Below are 17,630 nucleotides of genomic sequence, written 5' to 3'. Positions count from 1 at the left end.
TACTCTAAGAATCGGAATGAAGACCACATTCCGTTTTGTCTGTGTTAGCCCACCTCCCAGCTCGTGAGTCACCGGAATCGGTAACTTTAGCCGTGCATACAGAACAGCCTATACTTGGGTACCCTTGCTCATGTAGTGGATTATATGGCAAATCTTCTTTACGCACATAGTTCCAAATATCTTGCCAAGTCCAATGAATTAACGGACATACTTTTACGGCTTTAAATTTATCATCCTTGTTTAGAAAATCCGTAGATGCTCTAGAAGGAGACTGCTCTCTTCGCAAACCTGAAATCCAAGCTTCCTCTTGGGATAACTCCTTCTCTAGAGGGATAATCTTCCGAATGTTACAGCACTTATTCGGATTTCTCTCCCATAAGGCTTCTCCATACTCTTCTGCCTGTTCATCAAGTGTAAGATGAGGCTTTACCATTTTGATCTGTAATTCAGGATAGCGCTCCTTCACTCTATCAATCAGTTCATATGTTTCTTTAAAATGAATTCCTGTATCTAAGAAAATAATTCTTGCAGTCGGCTTCACTCTGGCAATCAAATCAATCATGACCATTCCTTCTACACCAAAGCTACAAGCATATACAATATCATCACCGTAATGATGATAAGACCATTCCAACACTTCTTGCGCTCCTTTTGTAGGAGTCATAATATCGAAAACGGGCTTCTCACTAGTTTCCCAATTGTCATGCGTAACTGTTGTCATTCCATCAACCTCCTAACGATTGACCAGGATAAAAATAGTGCTTTACACAAACGAAATCTGCCTCCCCATTTTGGAAAGGCAGATTAACAAGCAATGTTGCCTTATCTTCCAAAATGATGGTCATTTTGCTGGAATTAGCACCTTGCTTTTGTAAGCAGGTTGCCGGACATCTGCGGGCCAGTTCCCTCCGTCACTCCTGATAAGAGTTATGTTCTAAATGGATATCCCAAGTTAATTCATCGGGATTGTAGGCTTTAGGGGTAAAAAAATATCGCCTTTTCATCTTTAGCGTTTGTTCCACTATATGATAAAAGCAATAGGTTCTATACGTGTTTATTATAATTTTTTGAATACTCGTAACTTTAAAGCATTTCATAATAGATGTCAATATAGTACATGTGAAAAATGAAGAAATGTGCAAGCGCCTTACCTCATAATAATCAAAAAACATCCCCAGCCTAATAAAAAAGCGTATAGGTAAAAATACCTAAACGCTGCATGTTTTTTATATTATTAAGGTCCCCACTCCCCAGAGAAGGAAGAAACTTACGATAATGGTAATGTTGGAGACAGTACCAACAAATTTACGATCATAATCAAATTCAACCGCATAAGGCAACACAGAAGCTGACATAGGAAGGATTAGTGCAATAAGTACTGTATATTTAAACATACTCTCAAAAGGTAAAAACACAAACATTAAAATCCCTATTCCTAGTCCAACTACGTATCTTAGAGAAAGTAATTTAATAATTTGGCTACTAGATCCTTTTGCGAAAGAGAAGTTTAAGTAGATACCAAGCAGCAATAAAGATAACGGCATATTAGCAACGGATATCGTTTCTGAAACCTCAATGATAACCGAAGGAATGGTCACTCCTGTAAAATTTAATGTACATACTGTCACGTATGTGATTAGTGGAACGGATTTGGTTACTTTGCCTACCACATGCCTCAAATCTTTTCGCTCACCTGCATCAGAATAAATGCTGCCAATCACATAAATAACACCAAATACGATCAATGCATTTCCAAAATCAAACATCCCAAAGTATTTTAATCCTTCTTCCCCCCAAATCGCCTCAACGAGCGGGAACGCAAAAAGTCCAATGTTAAAGCCTGGCGCCATCATGGATAGCATTCCTTTTGTGCGCTTTTCTTCGTTTTTAAAGAGAAGTAAACCCAACGCCGCTTGAATCAAACCATATACGATGGCTATTACAATTAACAGGATTAATGAGGAATCGATTTCAATATCATGAAAGGTGACGATTAATAACGATGGCAGAGTCAGATTAAAGATAATCCTTGCTAAACCTTCACCATCTTGCTCTTTAATTAAATTTGTTCGTTTTAAGATATATCCAAGTGCGATGATTAAAACTGAATATAAAAACTGGCTGTTAAAGCTATCCATTTATTCGTCTCCTAACTGATATACTATTCCAATTCATGCTTCGTACATTTTTTCCTATTCATTACCATATCATATTTGTCATACATGTAGGGCTAATTCAAAGGATGATTCTAAAACAACATAACACAACGCCCACTTTAGACGCAGATGCCGCGGTTATTTAAGTCCGCAAAGATTGATAGAAAAAAGTTATGAAACATAAGAGGCATAATCTTGAAGATTTGAAGTTGAGAGAGTTTGGGGGGAATGGGGTGTTTCCATTGCATTGATAGGAGAAAAGAAAGGCCGGGAAATAGTTAGCTTTCCTGCGGCACTACACGAGGCAGGACGCGAGTTTTTCCCAGGCAACCTTTATTCCATATTAAGGTGTCGGAAACATCACGCTTAATAAAAGTATTTACCTCGAACTCAAGTCTTCAAGAGAATGGAGCGATTCTGGCACATCATCCACAATAGTTAACAAAGTCTCCTTTTACATTTGGATATAGACAGAGATTTAATTGCGTATCAACTTTCATCCTAAACATGTAAAAAAAGAACTACCTTCATGTTTCATCTCCTAGCCTCATACAATCTACAAACAATGCCACTTTACCACGGAAGGGAAGTGAGCCTAATTAGTTGGAAGCATAGGAAGCAACACAACCAAATGATTCAAGAAATGAAGAAAAGTATAAAGGAAAATAAAGTAAAAGAAAGCCTTGTTCCTACTTCCCCCTCACCTCTATCACATGATGAAAAAGACATCATCACTTATATCTCACATAAAACGAACCAATATAATAAAGACAATGTGACTCGCACGGCAGCATACCTGAAATTTTATCAAGAGTACCCTGAGATTGAGTGGGCTTTGTTAGCTCATTTAGTATCTAGAAATTCCGGATGGAATATGACTGATTTAAAGGGTGAATGCTTGCCCCACTTACTATCCGAACAAGAACAGGTAGACTTTTTTATGTTTCTTGAACGAGGGAATTGGTTGATTTTCCAAGATGCATACCCTCAATTATTGCTTTATGAGGAAAGCAAAAAGCAGCACAAACCATTATTTCATCTTCTGCCAGCAATGAATATCTCTTCTTTCATGGAAGCAAGTTGGCATTTTTTTTGGTACCGTCCTTCCAAAACGATGTTAACCTACGCATTGATAACAAATGAGCAACACTACATTGAAGATAGATTGGTGCAATCTCAACAAATACAGAAAAACGTGCTTGGTACGATAGAATTTAAACTTCAAGACTTGTTAAGTTTAAATCATATTCTAATTCCATATCAAAAAGGTACTGAAATCATGATAATAGGAGAAACCGTGCATCACTTCGCTTCCATCCTTAAACGAATTGAACTAGGAAAGCGGTTATATCACCTTTTATTCAACGACAAGCGAAGACTAAAAAATGTATTAGCCTGGACGTCTCAACATCCACACACGGGATCTCGAATGGATTATTGGCCTCACTTATTTCACCATACTAAAGACACTTCCTCTTATCCCTTACGTTTAAAAACATACCAGTGTCAGTTAAAGCCGAGAGCTCCTTTATTGTATAGTCCAAAATTACAAGAGGTCTGGGATGAAATTAGACACCAAAAAGCAAGTAACGACGACTGGTTTGACGATTGGGATAAAGTAGACTTCTTATCCAAACCAAATACGTCAACCTCAGGCAAAATCAAAGCCGCATACTGTGAGACCATTACCAAGCTTGAACTTGCAGCCCTTATGAAGAAAACCTTTTTGGGGCGAGAAGAAGACAAAAAATCGGCAAACTAATAATAGTTTACCGATTTTTATGCTTTATGAGGATGTTTCACGTGAAACAATATACCTAAGATGTCGTCGTAAGCTCTTTAACTTCAAAACTTTCCAACAATTCAACAAGCTCCTGGTTTAATTGACCTCTCACTTGTTGAATTTGTTGTTTGCTTACATCTACTTTCTTCTGATTCTGTTTTATTTCCTTTAAGAAATCCCGTAAATCATTTATATCTCCAAGGTTACGTTGCACTTCCTTATATTGTTTGGCTTTCTTCTTATAAGGTTTACCATACATATCACCAAGGTATTTACAAATATACCGTAATGCTTTCGCCTTAATCCGAACGGAGTGTAGGGTTTTTAATGAGGATTTATCATTCTTGCCCTTTTCAGTTACTTCCTCATTAAATGTTTGGGTTAGTTCTTTAAAAGTCTGTTCGTATTCATTTAGTCTCTCATCTATCTTTAAAGGTAAGAGATAGTTTCGTAATTCGTTTGTTTTAAACTGTTCCCACAGCTCCATAAACCGATTATCAATGATTTCCGGTAAATTTTTGGCTAGCTTCTTTTGATGCTTCTCACGTTTTTCTTCTCTTAGCTCCGCAAATTGACGGTACACTTGTGCATGGCTTGAATCTTCTTCTTGTTCTGCTCTTTTCTTGAAAGAGTCTATGAATACATCACTTTCACGTACCTTACCGAGGCGATCATGTGCTTCTTGAATTCGTTCAATAAGTGCATGGTCCTTCCCTACTCCTATAAAGAACAGGATGGTTTCAAGTCGTCTTCCCTTCACACGTGCTTGATGGAGTTCCTTTCCATCTTCAAAAGACAAAGCTTGCTCGCAATAGGACTTATATTGGTGGACTAGCTTATCTAGACCTTTCTGCCATCTTTCGATATAAACGACATTCGCCGTAGACAAACAATCCTCACATACAAATGATTCCTTCACTTCAAGTAACTGCTTTTTATTCCCACAAATAATACATCGACTAGGGCTTTCTTGTAGCACGGCATAATCTTTTTCTATTTCTAGCTCGAGCTCTTTTCCCTTCACCCATCCAAGCTCTTTTCTGAATTGAGCAGGTATTAACAGCCGACCATCTACATCTAGTCGTTTTGTATTTTTTTTAGCCGTATTAGCTGACGCCTTAGATATGGAAATCCCTCTTCGCTTAGATAGAGAGTTAATGACGAGTCCTTGATCCTCAAACCCTAAAGCATCACGCATTTCTTTTGGAATCACAAAGCGTCCCATGCCATCAATCTGTAAGGTTAGCGATGTATTGTCCATGTATTCACCCCGCTATTCGCTTATTTATACAAAATCTTTTCCCTAATCTTGCAATCAATTAACTTCTTTTACCCATAAGAATTGAAAAAACACACAAAGGATGGAAAAATTCTAGGATTTTAGATGAATCAACATTGAGATACTTACTCAGTAAGTACTATTAATTATGTATTATGAGGATAGTATACCTGAAGAATCCGCACGTTTTCTCAAACTTTGAACTCTTTTTATTATCTTTATCTATTTGGACTTCCATATACCTAATGAAATTATAAAAAATCCCCTGGTTGCTTTGGAGCATCCAGAGGACTTCTATCTAATGTATATGTCTCAACAACATACTCTCACAAGGAGCTAATGTAATAGTAAGCTTTCCTTTTTTAGTACGGAACATTCGGTGGTCAAGCATGTGCTGCCATCTTCCTTTTCTAATGGACAAGGTCACTTCAATTTCTTCCTGGTAGTTACGGTTGATGAGATACAGCATGTGTTCGTTATTGGCTTTCTTCCCGAACTCATCCACCCCATTTTTAACCCAGCGCTCGTATGCATACACATCCTCGTGTAAAGCATGAGGTTTAAAGCTTCCTGTTCGAAGGGCAGCGTGGTTGCTACGCCATTGACCAATTTTGGTGTACCAATGCACGAGTTCTTTCTCTTCTCTCCCCCAAGGAAATGGCTTACGATTATCGGGGTCTTTTCCTCCTGTCACGCCCGCTTCATCTCCGTAATACAAAGATGGGATACCAGGAAACGTGTAGAGCCATAAACTTAAAGCTTTGACTTGTTGTTGTATAATGTTCCTTCGTTCTTCATCCAATAAGTCATCAGGCAAAAATGCATCGAGCATCGTTTTAACTCGTTCTACGTCATGGCTAGAGAGCATGTTCATTAAAGCATAAAAATACTCTCTAGGATAATGCTCTCGTAACGTGAGTAAGCGACGATGGAGGAAGTAAGCGTCTACTTCCCCCTTGATAAAATCTAGCATTAAATCGCGAAGTGGGTAGTTCATGACGGAGTCAAGTACGCCTCCAAGAAAATACTCCCTTCGTTTCCCATAGGCTGATTTATTTGATGCATCTTCCCACACTTCACCTAATAGAACACTAGATTCGTCATTCGTTTTCAACTGCTGATAAATTTGTCTAATTAGATCATCTGTTAATTCATCCGCAACATCCAGACGCCAATGATTCATACCAGATTGTTGCCATGTTTTTATGACACTGTCTTCATTATGAACGAGAAATTGTTGATAGCTTTCCACTTCCTTATTGAGCGTAGGTAACGTTCCTACTCCCCACCACGCCTCATACTCATCTGGCCACTCATGGAACATATACCAATCATAGTAGGGAGATGATTTGGATTGATATGCGCCTAGAGAATCGTATTCATTTCTTTGATTGAAATAGATACTATTACTACCTGTATGGCTAAATACACCATCCAACATAATTTCGATGCCTCTATCTTTCGCTTCAGCGATAAGCTGTTCAAAGTCTTCTTTTGTGCCTAGTAATAGATCAATCTTATGATAATCCCCTGTATCATATCGATGGTTGCTTTCAGCTTCAAATATAGGGTTCAAGTAAATGACGGTAACCCCTAGCGATTTGATATAATCTAATTTATGTATAATGCCTTGGATGTTCCCGCCGAAAAAGTCCCATCGAACAACTCCTCCATTCTCATCTCTAATGTAATATGGATCATTCTCCCAATGCGTATGCATTAAACTCGATTTTGGAGCTTTCTCGAGTTCCGGATCTCCTTCTACATGGAATCGATCAGGAAAGATTTGATACATGGTGGCATTTTTCCACCACCTAGGTGTCTGGTACTCTGGGTCGTACACCGTTATTTGCCAAGACGGAGGGATGTGTTCATATAAAACGCCTTCTCCACTTTCTTCAATCGATAAGCGTCCGTAGAAAAACGTGTATTCTTCTAATACAATCTCAAAATAATACCAAACCAGTTGAGGCTCATCCGGCATTTTTATGGTCGCCTCGAAACTGTTGTAGTAATGCTTTTCACTATATAAATCCAGTTCCTTCGTTTGTTCTTCATCAGATTTATCATAAATATAATGGACAATTACCTTTTGAACCTGATGGTGATTGTGGACATCAATCGTTAATGAAACGTTTGAGCCTCTCGGTGCAGCACCGAAAGGCTCCCTATAAGACTGTAAAAAGCTATTATGATACATGTCATGCTGCTTCACATAATGTCCTCCTTTAATCGATCAACGTAACGTTTTCACTTGCTGTAAACGCCATATATCTGATGCATAGGACTGAATGGTCTGATCGCTTGAGAATTTTCCTGAGTGAGCGATATTAATCAAGCTTTTCCTACACCATTCTCTTGTTTGCTTATAATCGTCATCAATCTGCTGCTGCGCCTCTACATAGCTAGCAAAGTCTTTGAGTACAAAAAACTCATCATTGTATGTGAGAAGGGCATCATACAAATCCTTGAACTCTGTTTCCCCTTTTGAAAAAGGGCTATAATGAATCAATTGATCTAACGTGTGTCGAATACGTTCATCAGTATCGTACACTTCTTTTGATGAATATCCGCCTTCTTTATAATAACGAAGAATTTCATTGGATCGGAGCCCAAAGGTGTACATGTTATTATCTCCAACGACTTCATTGATCTCAATATTTGCTCCATCAAGCGTGCCTATTGTTAACGCACCATTCATCATGAGTTTCATATTACCTGTTCCAGATGCTTCTTTGCTTGCAGTTGAAATTTGTTCGCTTATGTTCGCCGCTGGAATGATTCTCTCAGCCATAGACACAGAATAATTTTCTAAAAAGACAACATTCAACTGTTCATTCACATCTGTGTCATTATTGACGACATCGGATATGCGATTGATGAGCTTAATAACTTTCTTAGCAAAATGATACCCAGGTGCTGCCTTGGCACCAAAAAAGAACGTTCTTGGGACCATGTTTCTCGCATGTCCTGATTTAATCTCATTGTATAAGTGCATGATATGAAGCGCATTAAGTAACTGTCGTTTGTAACCATGAAGTCGCTTGATATGAACATCAAAGATTGATGATGAATCAACCATAATTCCTGTTTCTTTGTGCACCCAATTCGCGAAGGACTCCTTATTTTGTTGTTTTACATCATATAGGCTATCTAAGAGGGAAGGATCTTCTTGTTTTGCTAGTAGATCTGTTAACTGTTCAGGATGGTCTTTCCACTGTTCGCCAATATGATCTGAGATGAGTTGGGATAGAGGTCTATTGGCGTGCATTAACCAGCGGCGGTGCGTAATACCATTGGTCTTATTTGTGAAACGGTTTGGGAAGGTCTCGAAGAATGTTTTCATTTCTCGTTTTTTCAGTATTTCTGTATGAAGTTTTGCCACACCATTAATGCTATGGCTCCCGACAATCGATAAATGAGCCATTTTCACCTGTCCATCTGCAATAATGGCTAAGCTCGCAATACGGTCAAAATCACCAGGGTAGGTTTTCCATAGCGATTGGCAAAACCGTTCATTCATTTCTTCAATAATCATAAAAATTCTCGGTAGTAGGTTACGAACTAGATCAACAGGCCACGTTTCAAGCGCTTCACTTAACGTTGTATGGTTCGTATAGGAAACAGTCGATTGCGTAACCTCCCATGCTTCCTCCCAACCTAGTTCCTTCTCATCTAGGAGAATACGCATCAGTTCAGGAATCACCAATGCTGGGTGTGTATCATTAATATGAAGGGCGACTTGATTTGAGAACGAAGACCAAGGTAATTCTAATTGTTCAAACTGTCGAACAGCACTCTGCACACCAGAAGATACAAGAAAATACTCTTGCTTCAAACGCAGCGTCTTTCCTTCATCAGTAGAATCATCAGGATATAAGAAATCGGAAATCGACTCCAATGAGCGTTGATGATTCAACATATTTGTATAATCATTTTGTTGCTTGGCAACTGTAAGAATATCCTTCTCCGTCGGCTCAGCTGACCAAAGCCTCAGTGTGTTGACGACTTCATTGTTATACCCTACTACAGGTACGTCGTAAGGAACAGCACGAAGGGTGTTATAATTCTTATAACGGAACGCAAGCTCACCTGATCCATTATTAGCCGTTGATACGTGACCACCAAACTTCACTTCTATGGCTTCTTCTGGTCGACGTACCTCCCAAATAAATTGATCCGATAGCCAATTATCTGGAAGCTCTACTTGGTAGCCATTCATAAATCGTTGATCGAACATGCCATACCGATAGCGCAATCCGCATCCATGACCTGGTAATTCCAACGACGCCAACGAATCTAAGAAACATGCCGCTAATCGACCTAAGCCTCCGTTACCTAAGCCAGCGTCATGCTCCTGATCTTCAATTCTAGATAACGAAAATCCGTAATCACTTAGGCCTTCTTCTACCATTTCCAGTACTTGCAAATTGAGCAAGTTATTCCCGAGCAGTCGCCCCATCAGGAACTCCATAGAAAAATAATAAACTTGTTTTTCTTTCTTATCCTTATACTGCTGTTGGGTTTGAAGCCAACCTTCCCCTATCTTATCCTGTACCAGCGATCCAAGAGCTCTATAAATATCAAATTCTGTGGCATTTTCTACATATACTCCAAGCTCTGCTTGTAGCTTTCTTGAAAAAGCTTTCTTAAATTCCTCTTTCTCGCTGAACATGATAGTTTTCCTCCATTCATACTCCACTACTTTTCCATTGATTCATATACACGTATCGAGTTGTATAAATCAATATATTGGCTAGCAGAATACTTCCAAGAGAATTGGCTTTTGATTATATTCTTCACCAGTTGTTGCCACGTAGGCATATCTTGATAAAGCTCTAATGCTCGTCTGATTGTGAATAACATGTCATGAGCATTGTAATTGGTGAAGGTAAAGCCATTTCCCTCTTCGGTGTTTTCGTTGAATGCATGTACTGTATCTGCTAAACCACCTGTTTCACGAACAATTGGTACAGTAAGATAACGAAGTGCAATTAATTGACCAATACCACAAGGTTCAAACCTAGAAGGCATTAAAAATAAATCACTTGCTGCATATACTTGACGGGAAAGCGTCTCAGAAAACTGGATATTGGTAGACATTTTGGTTGGGTGACGATCTTGTGCCCACTGAAGCATTTGTTCATATTGGTACTCACCTGTACCTAGTAATACAATTTGGATGTCTTCTTCATGTAATAATTCATCAATTACTCTACCAATAAGATCGAATCCCTTTTGTTCTACTAGTCTAGATACAATACCAATCATCGGTACATCTTTTTTTACAGGTAACCCGAGCTGTTCCTGGAGCCACATTTTGTTTTGGCGTTTCTTCGTTAAGGAACTACGGTATGGAAATTCTAGCGCGTCATCTCTCATTGGATTGTAATCTTTATCATTGATTCCATTTACAATGCCAACTAGTTGATCAGCGCGTTTACGTAATACTCCATCTAGGTTTTCCCCATAATAAGGTGTTTGAATCTCTTTTGCGTAGGTTTCACTAACCGTAGTAATGGTATCAGCGTAGTTGAGGGCACCTTTCATAAAATTAATATCTCCGAAAAATTCCATCCCGTCTTCTATCATCATACCCTCATCTAAGTCGATTAAGTCATGTAAAACAGATTGAGGGAAAATTCCCTGATATTTTAAATTATGAATCGTAAATACTGTTTTTATACCTTGGAACAACTCATCATTTTCATAGTGAGTATGTAACAGAACAGGAATTAAACCAGTTTGCCAGTCGTGACAATGGATAACATCTGGAATCCATTCCATCTCCAACGCACGAATCATCTCCATAACGGCACGATTAAAAAAGACAAAACGCTCTGCTTCATCACCATATCCATAAAGGTTTGAGCGCTTAAAGTAGTATTCATTATCGATAAAGTAGAAGATAACCCCATTATGTTCCAAGTATTCAATACCTGCATATTGATTTCGCCATCCCATATGCACGTTCAGTTCATCCAGATGCATCAGCTGTTCTTTCCACTCATCTTTCATTTCCTGATACTTTGGTAATATAACACGTACATCTGTACCTTGCTCTTGAAGAGCTTGTGGCAGCGAACCTAATACGTCTGCCAATCCTCCAGATTTGATAAAAGGTGTACATTCGGATCCAACCATTAATACTTTCACGTGTACGTCACTCCTTCATAATTTATAAAACATATTATTGTAAAAAAGGACTGCCAGAATAATGGGTTCAGACAGTCCTGTGATGACTTACATAGATTTTCGCTTCGCTAAAACATATGGCTTCTCAGGAGCCCCTATAAAGGTGCGTCCTCCTGTAATCTTGCAATCTTTATCAATAATGACATTTTCAAGCACCGCATTATCCTCAACCTCACATCGCTGCATAATGATAGAGTTCTTAACAACGGCGCCTTTTCCTATTTTTACACCACGAAATAGAATACTATCTTCTACATGTCCATGAATGAGACAGCCATTGGCGACTAATGTATTTTTTACATCAGAGTCTTGTAAATACTTAGCTGGAGCCTCATTCTTGACTTTTGTTAAGATTGGAGAGTCTTCTTTAAAAAGACCATCATGCTCTTCCCGATCTAGTAGTTTTCTGCTATTACGAAAATAACTCTCTATTGAATTTACAAGGGCATGAGTCCCTTTATATTCATAAGCATGGACATTCATCTCTTGTAATCTACCTTTAATCCCCTCTAGGAAGAAATGAGAATGACCATGGGCAATACTTGCTTCAATCAATTCGTTCATGTAATTCTTCTCAACCAAATACATATCCATGTAAACCTTAGTATTCTTTTGGTCATTATGAATATCCAATACCCGGTTCTGTTCATCTATACTAAGTTTGTGCGCTAGGCGGTGCTCCGGATATAATTCATCTACATCTTTATAGATGACCGTCACATCTGCATTTGTTGCCTTATGCTCCTCTAGTACATCTTGAAAATTAATGTTACAAATATTTTGTGAACCTGACACTAATATATAATCAGCGCGTGCACGATTAATAAAGTCCATATTATTATGGAAGTGTTGAAGATCACCTCGAGAGATATCAGTAGGATCATTCCAATCAGGAGGAAGAATAAACAGCCCTCCGCTTCTACGGTCGAGATCCCACGCCTTTCCTTGCTCAAGATGGTCCATTAATGAGCGATATTTTCGACGGGCAAATACGGCGATGGATTCAATACGAGAGTTCGCCATATTAGATATAGCAAAATCAATCATACGATAGCGTCCACCAAATGGAACCGCTGCCCCACACCTGAAATACGTTAATTCATCTAGCAAATCCTGCTCATGATCTAAATTTATAATTCCAGCTATACGATCCATAATATCCCCCTCGTTAATTCGTAACAGCATAGTTCGTCGCCATAACGCTACCTTCTTCTGCATGTAAGGTAATATCACTGTCTGGTTCAGGATTTCCAATGACAGTATTATCTTCAATCACACTTCCCTCTGCAATAAGAGAGCGATAGATTTTCACGTTCTTTCCAATCTTCACATTTGGCATAATGACGGAATCTTTTACGAGTGCACTATCTTCCATGTGGACTCCGTAGAAGATAACGGACGTGTCCACCGTTCCATGTATCCGACACCCTTCATTGATCAATGCGTTACGTACGTATGCTGTTGGTGCAATATATTGAGCTGGTTGATTCGGATTTTTCGAATAAATCTGCCAGGAGTAGTCATTAAGGTTAAGCTCAGGATTTTCGCTTAGTAAATCCATATTTGCTTCCCAAAGACTATCTACTGTACCAACATCCTTCCAATACCCCTTAAATGTGTACGCCATCATGCGCTTTTGATCATTTAGAAATGCAGGGATAATATCTTTACCGAAGTCATGAGAGGAATTTGGATCTTGCTCATCTTCGATTAAGTACTGCTTTAATACATCCCATTTAAAAATATAAACACCCATAGAAGCGAGGTTATTTAATGGGTAAGCTGGCTTTTCATCAAAATCAACAATACGACCGCTTTCATTCGTATTCATAATTCCAAAGCGACTTGCATCCGCCCAAGGAACTTCTAATACAGAGATAGTCGCATCCGCTTCTGTTGTCTTATGATAATCAAGCATCTCTTCATAATCCATTTTGTAAATATGATCACCAGATAGAATGAGCACATGCTCTGGCTCATATTGGTTTAAGAATTTAATATTTCGATAAATAGCATTTGCGGTCCCCTTGTACCAATCACCACCATCAGCTTGCATATATGGAGGAAGGACAGATACACCACCAAATTTGCGATCTAGATCCCATGAAGAGCCTATTCCAATGTAATCATTCAAAATTAACGGCTCATATTGCGTTAATACACCAACTGTATCAATGCCTGAATTTGTACAATTACTAAGAGGGAAATCGATAATTCGATACTTCCCTCCAAAATAAACTGCCGGTTTGGCAATTTGCTTTGTTAAGGATTTTAGTCTAGTTCCTTGGCCACCTGCCAAAAGCATGGCTACACATTCTTTTTGTTTCATGCATTTTCCTCCTTTGGTGTAGAAGTTCGCTTCAAGAAGCTAACGGCAAGTGGTGGGATGGTCATCGATATATGCTGATGTTGTCCTTGCCATGGTTCAGGTATCGTTTCTAAAAGACGTCCATTGGTTTGGCCAGAGCCACCGAAATGCGTTGCATCACTTGTGAACACTTCTTTATATGAACCCACCTTAGGCACGCCTACTCTGTAATCATGATGTACCTGAGGTGTGAAATTACACACAACCACTAATTGATCATTAGAAGAACGACTATTACGAACGAATGATATGACACTCTGTTCGTAATTATGAGGATCAATCCACTCAAAACCTTCTTGTTCATGATCTAACTCCCATAAAGCTGGCATATCCTTGTACAGTTTATGAAGTTGTTTCATATATTCTAAAGTAGAAGCATGAGATTCATAATCTAATAACTCCCAGTCCAAATCCTCCATGTCCTTCCACTCATCAAACTGACCAAATTCGCTTCCCATGAATAGCAGTTTCTTCCCAGGATGAGCATACATAAAAGCTAAAAACGCTCGTAAGCTTGCGAATTTCTTCCAATAATCACCTGGCATTTTATTTAATAACGATTTCTTCCCATGAACGACTTCATCATGGGAAATCGGCAATACAAAGTTCTCGGAAAACGCATAAAACAGAGAAAATGTAATTAAATTGTGATGATATTTTCGATGGATTGGATCCATTTCCATGTATTTCAGCATGTCATTCATCCAGCCCATGTTCCATTTATAATTAAAACCAAGCCCACCAATATACGTTGGAGCACTGACTAAAGGCCATGAAGTTGATTCTTCTGCCATCATCAGTACATTTGGGACCTCTTCAAAAATGGCTTCATTCATCTTCTTAATAAAGGACACTGCTTCAATATTCTCTCGTCCACCATATTCGTTTAGTTCCCACTCACCTTCTTCTTTACCAAAATCAAGGTATAACATGCTTGCTACCGCATCTACACGCAACCCATCTAAGTGATACTCCTTCAACCAGTAAATTGCATTAGAGATTAGAAAGCTTTGTACTTCATTTCTGCCAAAATCAAATGTCAACGTACCCCACTGCGTCTTCTCCGCTTTACTAGGGTTGGAATATTCGTATAACGGTTCTCCATCAAATCTTCTTAAACCATGCTGATCTTTACAAAAATGACCTGGAACCCAATCTAGAATAACCCCAATCCCATTTTGGTGACACTGATCTACAAAGTACCGAAAATCATCAGGTGTTCCGTAACGAGACGTTACAGCAAAATATCCTGTGGCTTGATATCCCCAAGAACGATCAAAGGGATGCTCCGTCAACGGTAGGAGTTCAATGTGCGTATAGCCAAGCTCCTTCACGTAAGGAATGACCATATCTGCATACTCTCTATATGTATAGAACACTTCTTCTTCAATATACTTCCAAGAACCTAAATGAAGCTCATAGATAGACATAGGAGATTCATAGAGATTGGTTTGTTGTCTATGCTTCATCCATTCTCCATCACCCCACTCATAGGGTTCTAGAGGATAAACGACAGAAGCAGTATTTGGACGTAACTCACTCGAAAATGCATAAGGGTCTGCTTTCAGTGATAAATGTCCATGCGCAGTTAATATCTCATACTTATAGATTGTTCCTTTTTCTAACCTTGGAATAAAGATGTACCATATCCCATTGTCATTAAGCTTGACCATTTGATGTTCGCGACCATCCCAATTGTTAAACATTCCTACTACACTTACCTGAACAGCGTTTGGTGCCCAAACAGCAAAACGGATCCCATTTTCTCCATTTTGAGTTACTGCATGTGCCCCGAGAAGCTGATAGCTATAACGAAGATTACCTTGGTGAAATAAATAAACATCATGCTCAAATGCTGTATTAACTACCACACCGACACTCCTTCTCGTCTATCAAAATTTAATACGTTACTCTTGTACATACTTTCATTATAAAATTACCGAGATATGATAACAATTTATTTTCTTCGCAAATTTCTGAAAAATTATGTCGTATTTAGTCGTAATTCGTCGTTCCACTATGATATTTCTGGATGATTGTTGATTTACCGGGGATGTTTGCGGTAAAAACGACTGGTATGTTGGTAAAAATTGTTGAAAGAAAATAATAGAATACTTTCTATCTTGGCTGGATTATGCCTCACTTGTAGAAAAGTGGCTTATCATAAATTTTGAGGACATCTGGTACGCTATTTTATATTTTCAGAGCTTATGATTGTTTGGATATGTTAAATTAAGAAACCATATGTTCACTTGGAGTGTTAAAAATAGCGCATCGTATGTCCGTACCTATTTTCATTAGAGGTTATAAAATGATTTTGGTCAATATTTATTAAGTAGAAAAAAACAAAAACACACCTCAGCGAGATGTGTTTTGTAATCATTACTCTAACGAATACAAATATTCTGTTACCGTTTCAATACCTTTTGTGAAATTCTCTAAATGAAAATGCTCATTAGGTGCATGTAAGTTTTCCGACGGCAAACCAAAGCCCATCAATACCACTGGCGCACTTAATACGCGTGAAAATACTTCAACAATGGGGATTGACCCACCTTCTTTAGGGTATAGTGGGCGCACTCCATATACGCCTTCATAAGCGTCTGCAGCTTTTTGAATCATATCATTTTGAGAATCCAATGAAACAGGATTGGCTTTAATAAACTGCTTCATCTCCGTTTTCGTTCCCACTGGTTGATGCTGGTGGATATGTTGCTGAATCGCTTCGTACACCTGTTGAGGATTCTGCTCTCCTACTAGTCGGCAGCTTATTTTTGCGCTCGCCTCCGATGGCACGATGGTCTTGATCCCTTCTCCTTGAAATCCTCCTGTTATCCCGTTGATTTCAAGGGTTGGGCGAATACCTGTACGCTCTTGGAATGTGAAACCTTCTTCTCCATATAGCGCTTCAAGTCCAAGGTCCTGTTTGGTTTTTTCTTCATTAAATGGAACTTGAGCTACTTCTTGCTTAAGCTCATCGGTCGGTTCTGGAATCCCTTCATAGAATCCCTCTACAGCGACTTGTCCATTTTGATAATGAAGAGAATCCAATAAACGCACGAGGCTATGCACAGCGTTTGGAACTCCGCCACCATAGACACCTGAATGAAGATCAGAGTTTGCTGTTTTTACCGTCAATTCCATAGCGAGTGCCCCTCGTAAGGAAGTGCAGATAGCTGGTTGGCCTTGTTCAATGAAAGACGTATCTGAGATCAATACAGCGTCTGCAGCAAGTTTATCCTGATGCTGATCGATAAAAGGTGGGAGATTGGGACTTGCTAGCTCCTCTTCCCCTTCAATGCAAAACTTAACGTTTACAGGCAGCTCTCCATCTTGGTTCATGATGGCTTCGAGCGCTTTTACATGAATAAACAGCTGTCCTTTATCATCTGTGGCCCCTCGTGCAAACAGCTTCTCATCACGAATAACAGGCTCAAACGGTGGTGTCTCCCATAAATCTAATGGGTCTGCTGGCTGTACATCATAGTGACCATAAATTAACACCGTAGGCTTCCCTTCTGCGTGAAGCCAATCTGCATATACGACCGGATGTCCCTCTGTTTCCATGATTTCGATATTTTCCATGCCTATGTTCTGAAGAGACCCTTCCAGCCACTTCGCTGCAGAAAGGACATCCTGCTTATGTTCGCTCAAGGCAGATATACTAGGTATTTTCAAAAAATCCTTAAGTTCTTCTATGTAACGGTCCTTTTGTAAAGCGATGGTTTGTTTCATTCATCGCACCTCCTATATAAAATCTTACTTTCATTATAACAAGGAATAGAATGGTATTTTGCTTCAAGATGCCTCAGGAAGATTATTCAAGATGAAAATATCCTTAAGTATAAT

At 38.9% G+C, this 17,630-nt stretch carries 11 protein-coding genes and 1 riboswitch; of the genes, 1 reads left to right on the top strand and 10 read right to left on the bottom strand.

Annotated elements, in window-relative coordinates; genetic code table 11:
* Window positions 1-4: 4 nt before the first annotated feature.
* Window positions 5-721 carry a phosphoadenylyl-sulfate reductase gene (locus tag GLW08_RS13215; RefSeq protein ID WP_160849120.1) on the bottom strand — a complete coding sequence of 239 codons (717 nt, stop codon included), beginning with the start codon at window positions 719-721 and terminating at the stop codon, window positions 5-7.
* A 98-nt stretch (window positions 722-819) separates the two neighbouring features.
* Window positions 820-927: riboswitch (SAM riboswitch) on the bottom strand.
* Window positions 928-1,226: 299 nt separating this feature from the next.
* Window positions 1,227-2,138, bottom strand: coding sequence for an AEC family transporter (locus tag GLW08_RS13210; RefSeq protein WP_160849119.1), 912 nt, complete (start codon window positions 2,136-2,138; stop codon window positions 1,227-1,229).
* A gap of 649 nt (window positions 2,139-2,787) precedes the next feature.
* Here GLW08_RS13210 and GLW08_RS13205 point away from each other — a divergent pair.
* Window positions 2,788-3,918 carry a DUF2515 family protein gene (locus GLW08_RS13205; RefSeq protein WP_160849118.1) on the top strand — a complete coding sequence of 377 codons (1,131 nt, stop codon included), beginning with the start codon at window positions 2,788-2,790 and terminating at the stop codon, window positions 3,916-3,918.
* A 55-nt stretch (window positions 3,919-3,973) separates the two neighbouring features.
* Here the strand turns inward: GLW08_RS13205 and GLW08_RS13200 are convergent, their stop codons facing one another.
* The 8 genes from GLW08_RS13200 to GLW08_RS13165 form a co-directional block, all read right to left on the bottom strand.
* Window positions 3,974-5,200 (bottom strand): CHAD domain-containing protein, encoded by a 1,227-nt coding sequence (locus GLW08_RS13200; protein ID WP_160849117.1) that lies wholly within the window; start codon window positions 5,198-5,200, stop codon window positions 3,974-3,976.
* A 316-nt stretch (window positions 5,201-5,516) separates the two neighbouring features.
* Window positions 5,517-7,433 (bottom strand): alpha-amylase family glycosyl hydrolase, encoded by a 1,917-nt coding sequence (locus tag GLW08_RS13195; RefSeq protein ID WP_160849116.1) that lies wholly within the window; start codon window positions 7,431-7,433, stop codon window positions 5,517-5,519.
* 21 nt (window positions 7,434-7,454) lie between these two features.
* Window positions 7,455-9,893 carry a glycogen/starch/alpha-glucan phosphorylase gene (locus GLW08_RS13190; protein ID WP_160849115.1) on the bottom strand — a complete coding sequence of 813 codons (2,439 nt, stop codon included), beginning with the start codon at window positions 9,891-9,893 and terminating at the stop codon, window positions 7,455-7,457.
* A gap of 26 nt (window positions 9,894-9,919) precedes the next feature.
* Complete coding sequence (gene glgA, locus GLW08_RS13185) at window positions 9,920-11,374, bottom strand: glycogen synthase GlgA (RefSeq protein WP_337193938.1); 1,455 nt, start codon at window positions 11,372-11,374, stop codon at window positions 9,920-9,922.
* A gap of 87 nt (window positions 11,375-11,461) precedes the next feature.
* Complete coding sequence (gene glgD, locus GLW08_RS13180; protein WP_160849114.1) at window positions 11,462-12,568, bottom strand: glucose-1-phosphate adenylyltransferase subunit GlgD; 1,107 nt, start codon at window positions 12,566-12,568, stop codon at window positions 11,462-11,464.
* Window positions 12,569-12,581: 13 nt separating this feature from the next.
* Window positions 12,582-13,742 (bottom strand): glucose-1-phosphate adenylyltransferase, encoded by a 1,161-nt coding sequence (locus tag GLW08_RS13175; protein WP_160849113.1) that lies wholly within the window; start codon window positions 13,740-13,742, stop codon window positions 12,582-12,584.
* Complete coding sequence (gene glgB, locus GLW08_RS13170; RefSeq protein WP_160849112.1) at window positions 13,739-15,652, bottom strand: 1,4-alpha-glucan branching protein GlgB; 1,914 nt, start codon at window positions 15,650-15,652, stop codon at window positions 13,739-13,741. Before glgB ends, GLW08_RS13175 begins: the two co-directional genes overlap by 4 nt.
* A 511-nt stretch (window positions 15,653-16,163) precedes the next feature.
* Window positions 16,164-17,516, bottom strand: coding sequence for a dipeptidase (locus tag GLW08_RS13165; RefSeq protein WP_160849111.1), 1,353 nt, complete (start codon window positions 17,514-17,516; stop codon window positions 16,164-16,166).
* Between the last annotated feature and the right edge of the window lie 114 nt (window positions 17,517-17,630).

It is taken from the genome of Pontibacillus yanchengensis, from assembly GCF_009856295.1.
In the GTDB taxonomy this organism is placed as follows: Bacteria; Bacillota; Bacilli; order Bacillales; family BH030062; genus Pontibacillus; species Pontibacillus yanchengensis_A.
The sequence above is the reverse complement of the archived record's forward strand: the minus strand, read 5'-3'. Positions and strand labels throughout refer to the sequence as shown.

Coding starts and splice junctions, on each gene's coding strand:
- GLW08_RS13215 (WP_160849120.1), bottom strand. CDS start 721: ATGACAACAGTTACGCATGACAATTGGGAAACTAGTGAGAAGCCCGTT.
- GLW08_RS13210 (WP_160849119.1), bottom strand. CDS start 2,138: ATGGATAGCTTTAACAGCCAGTTTTTATATTCAGTTTTAATCATCGCA.
- GLW08_RS13205 (WP_160849118.1), top strand. CDS start 2,788: ATGATTCAAGAAATGAAGAAAAGTATAAAGGAAAATAAAGTAAAAGAA.
- GLW08_RS13200 (WP_160849117.1), bottom strand. CDS start 5,200: ATGGACAATACATCGCTAACCTTACAGATTGATGGCATGGGACGCTTT.
- GLW08_RS13190 (WP_160849115.1), bottom strand. CDS start 9,893: ATGTTCAGCGAGAAAGAGGAATTTAAGAAAGCTTTTTCAAGAAAGCTA.
- glgD (WP_160849114.1), bottom strand. CDS start 12,568: ATGGATCGTATAGCTGGAATTATAAATTTAGATCATGAGCAGGATTTG.
- GLW08_RS13175 (WP_160849113.1), bottom strand. CDS start 13,742: ATGAAACAAAAAGAATGTGTAGCCATGCTTTTGGCAGGTGGCCAAGGA.
- GLW08_RS13165 (WP_160849111.1), bottom strand. CDS start 17,516: ATGAAACAAACCATCGCTTTACAAAAGGACCGTTACATAGAAGAACTT.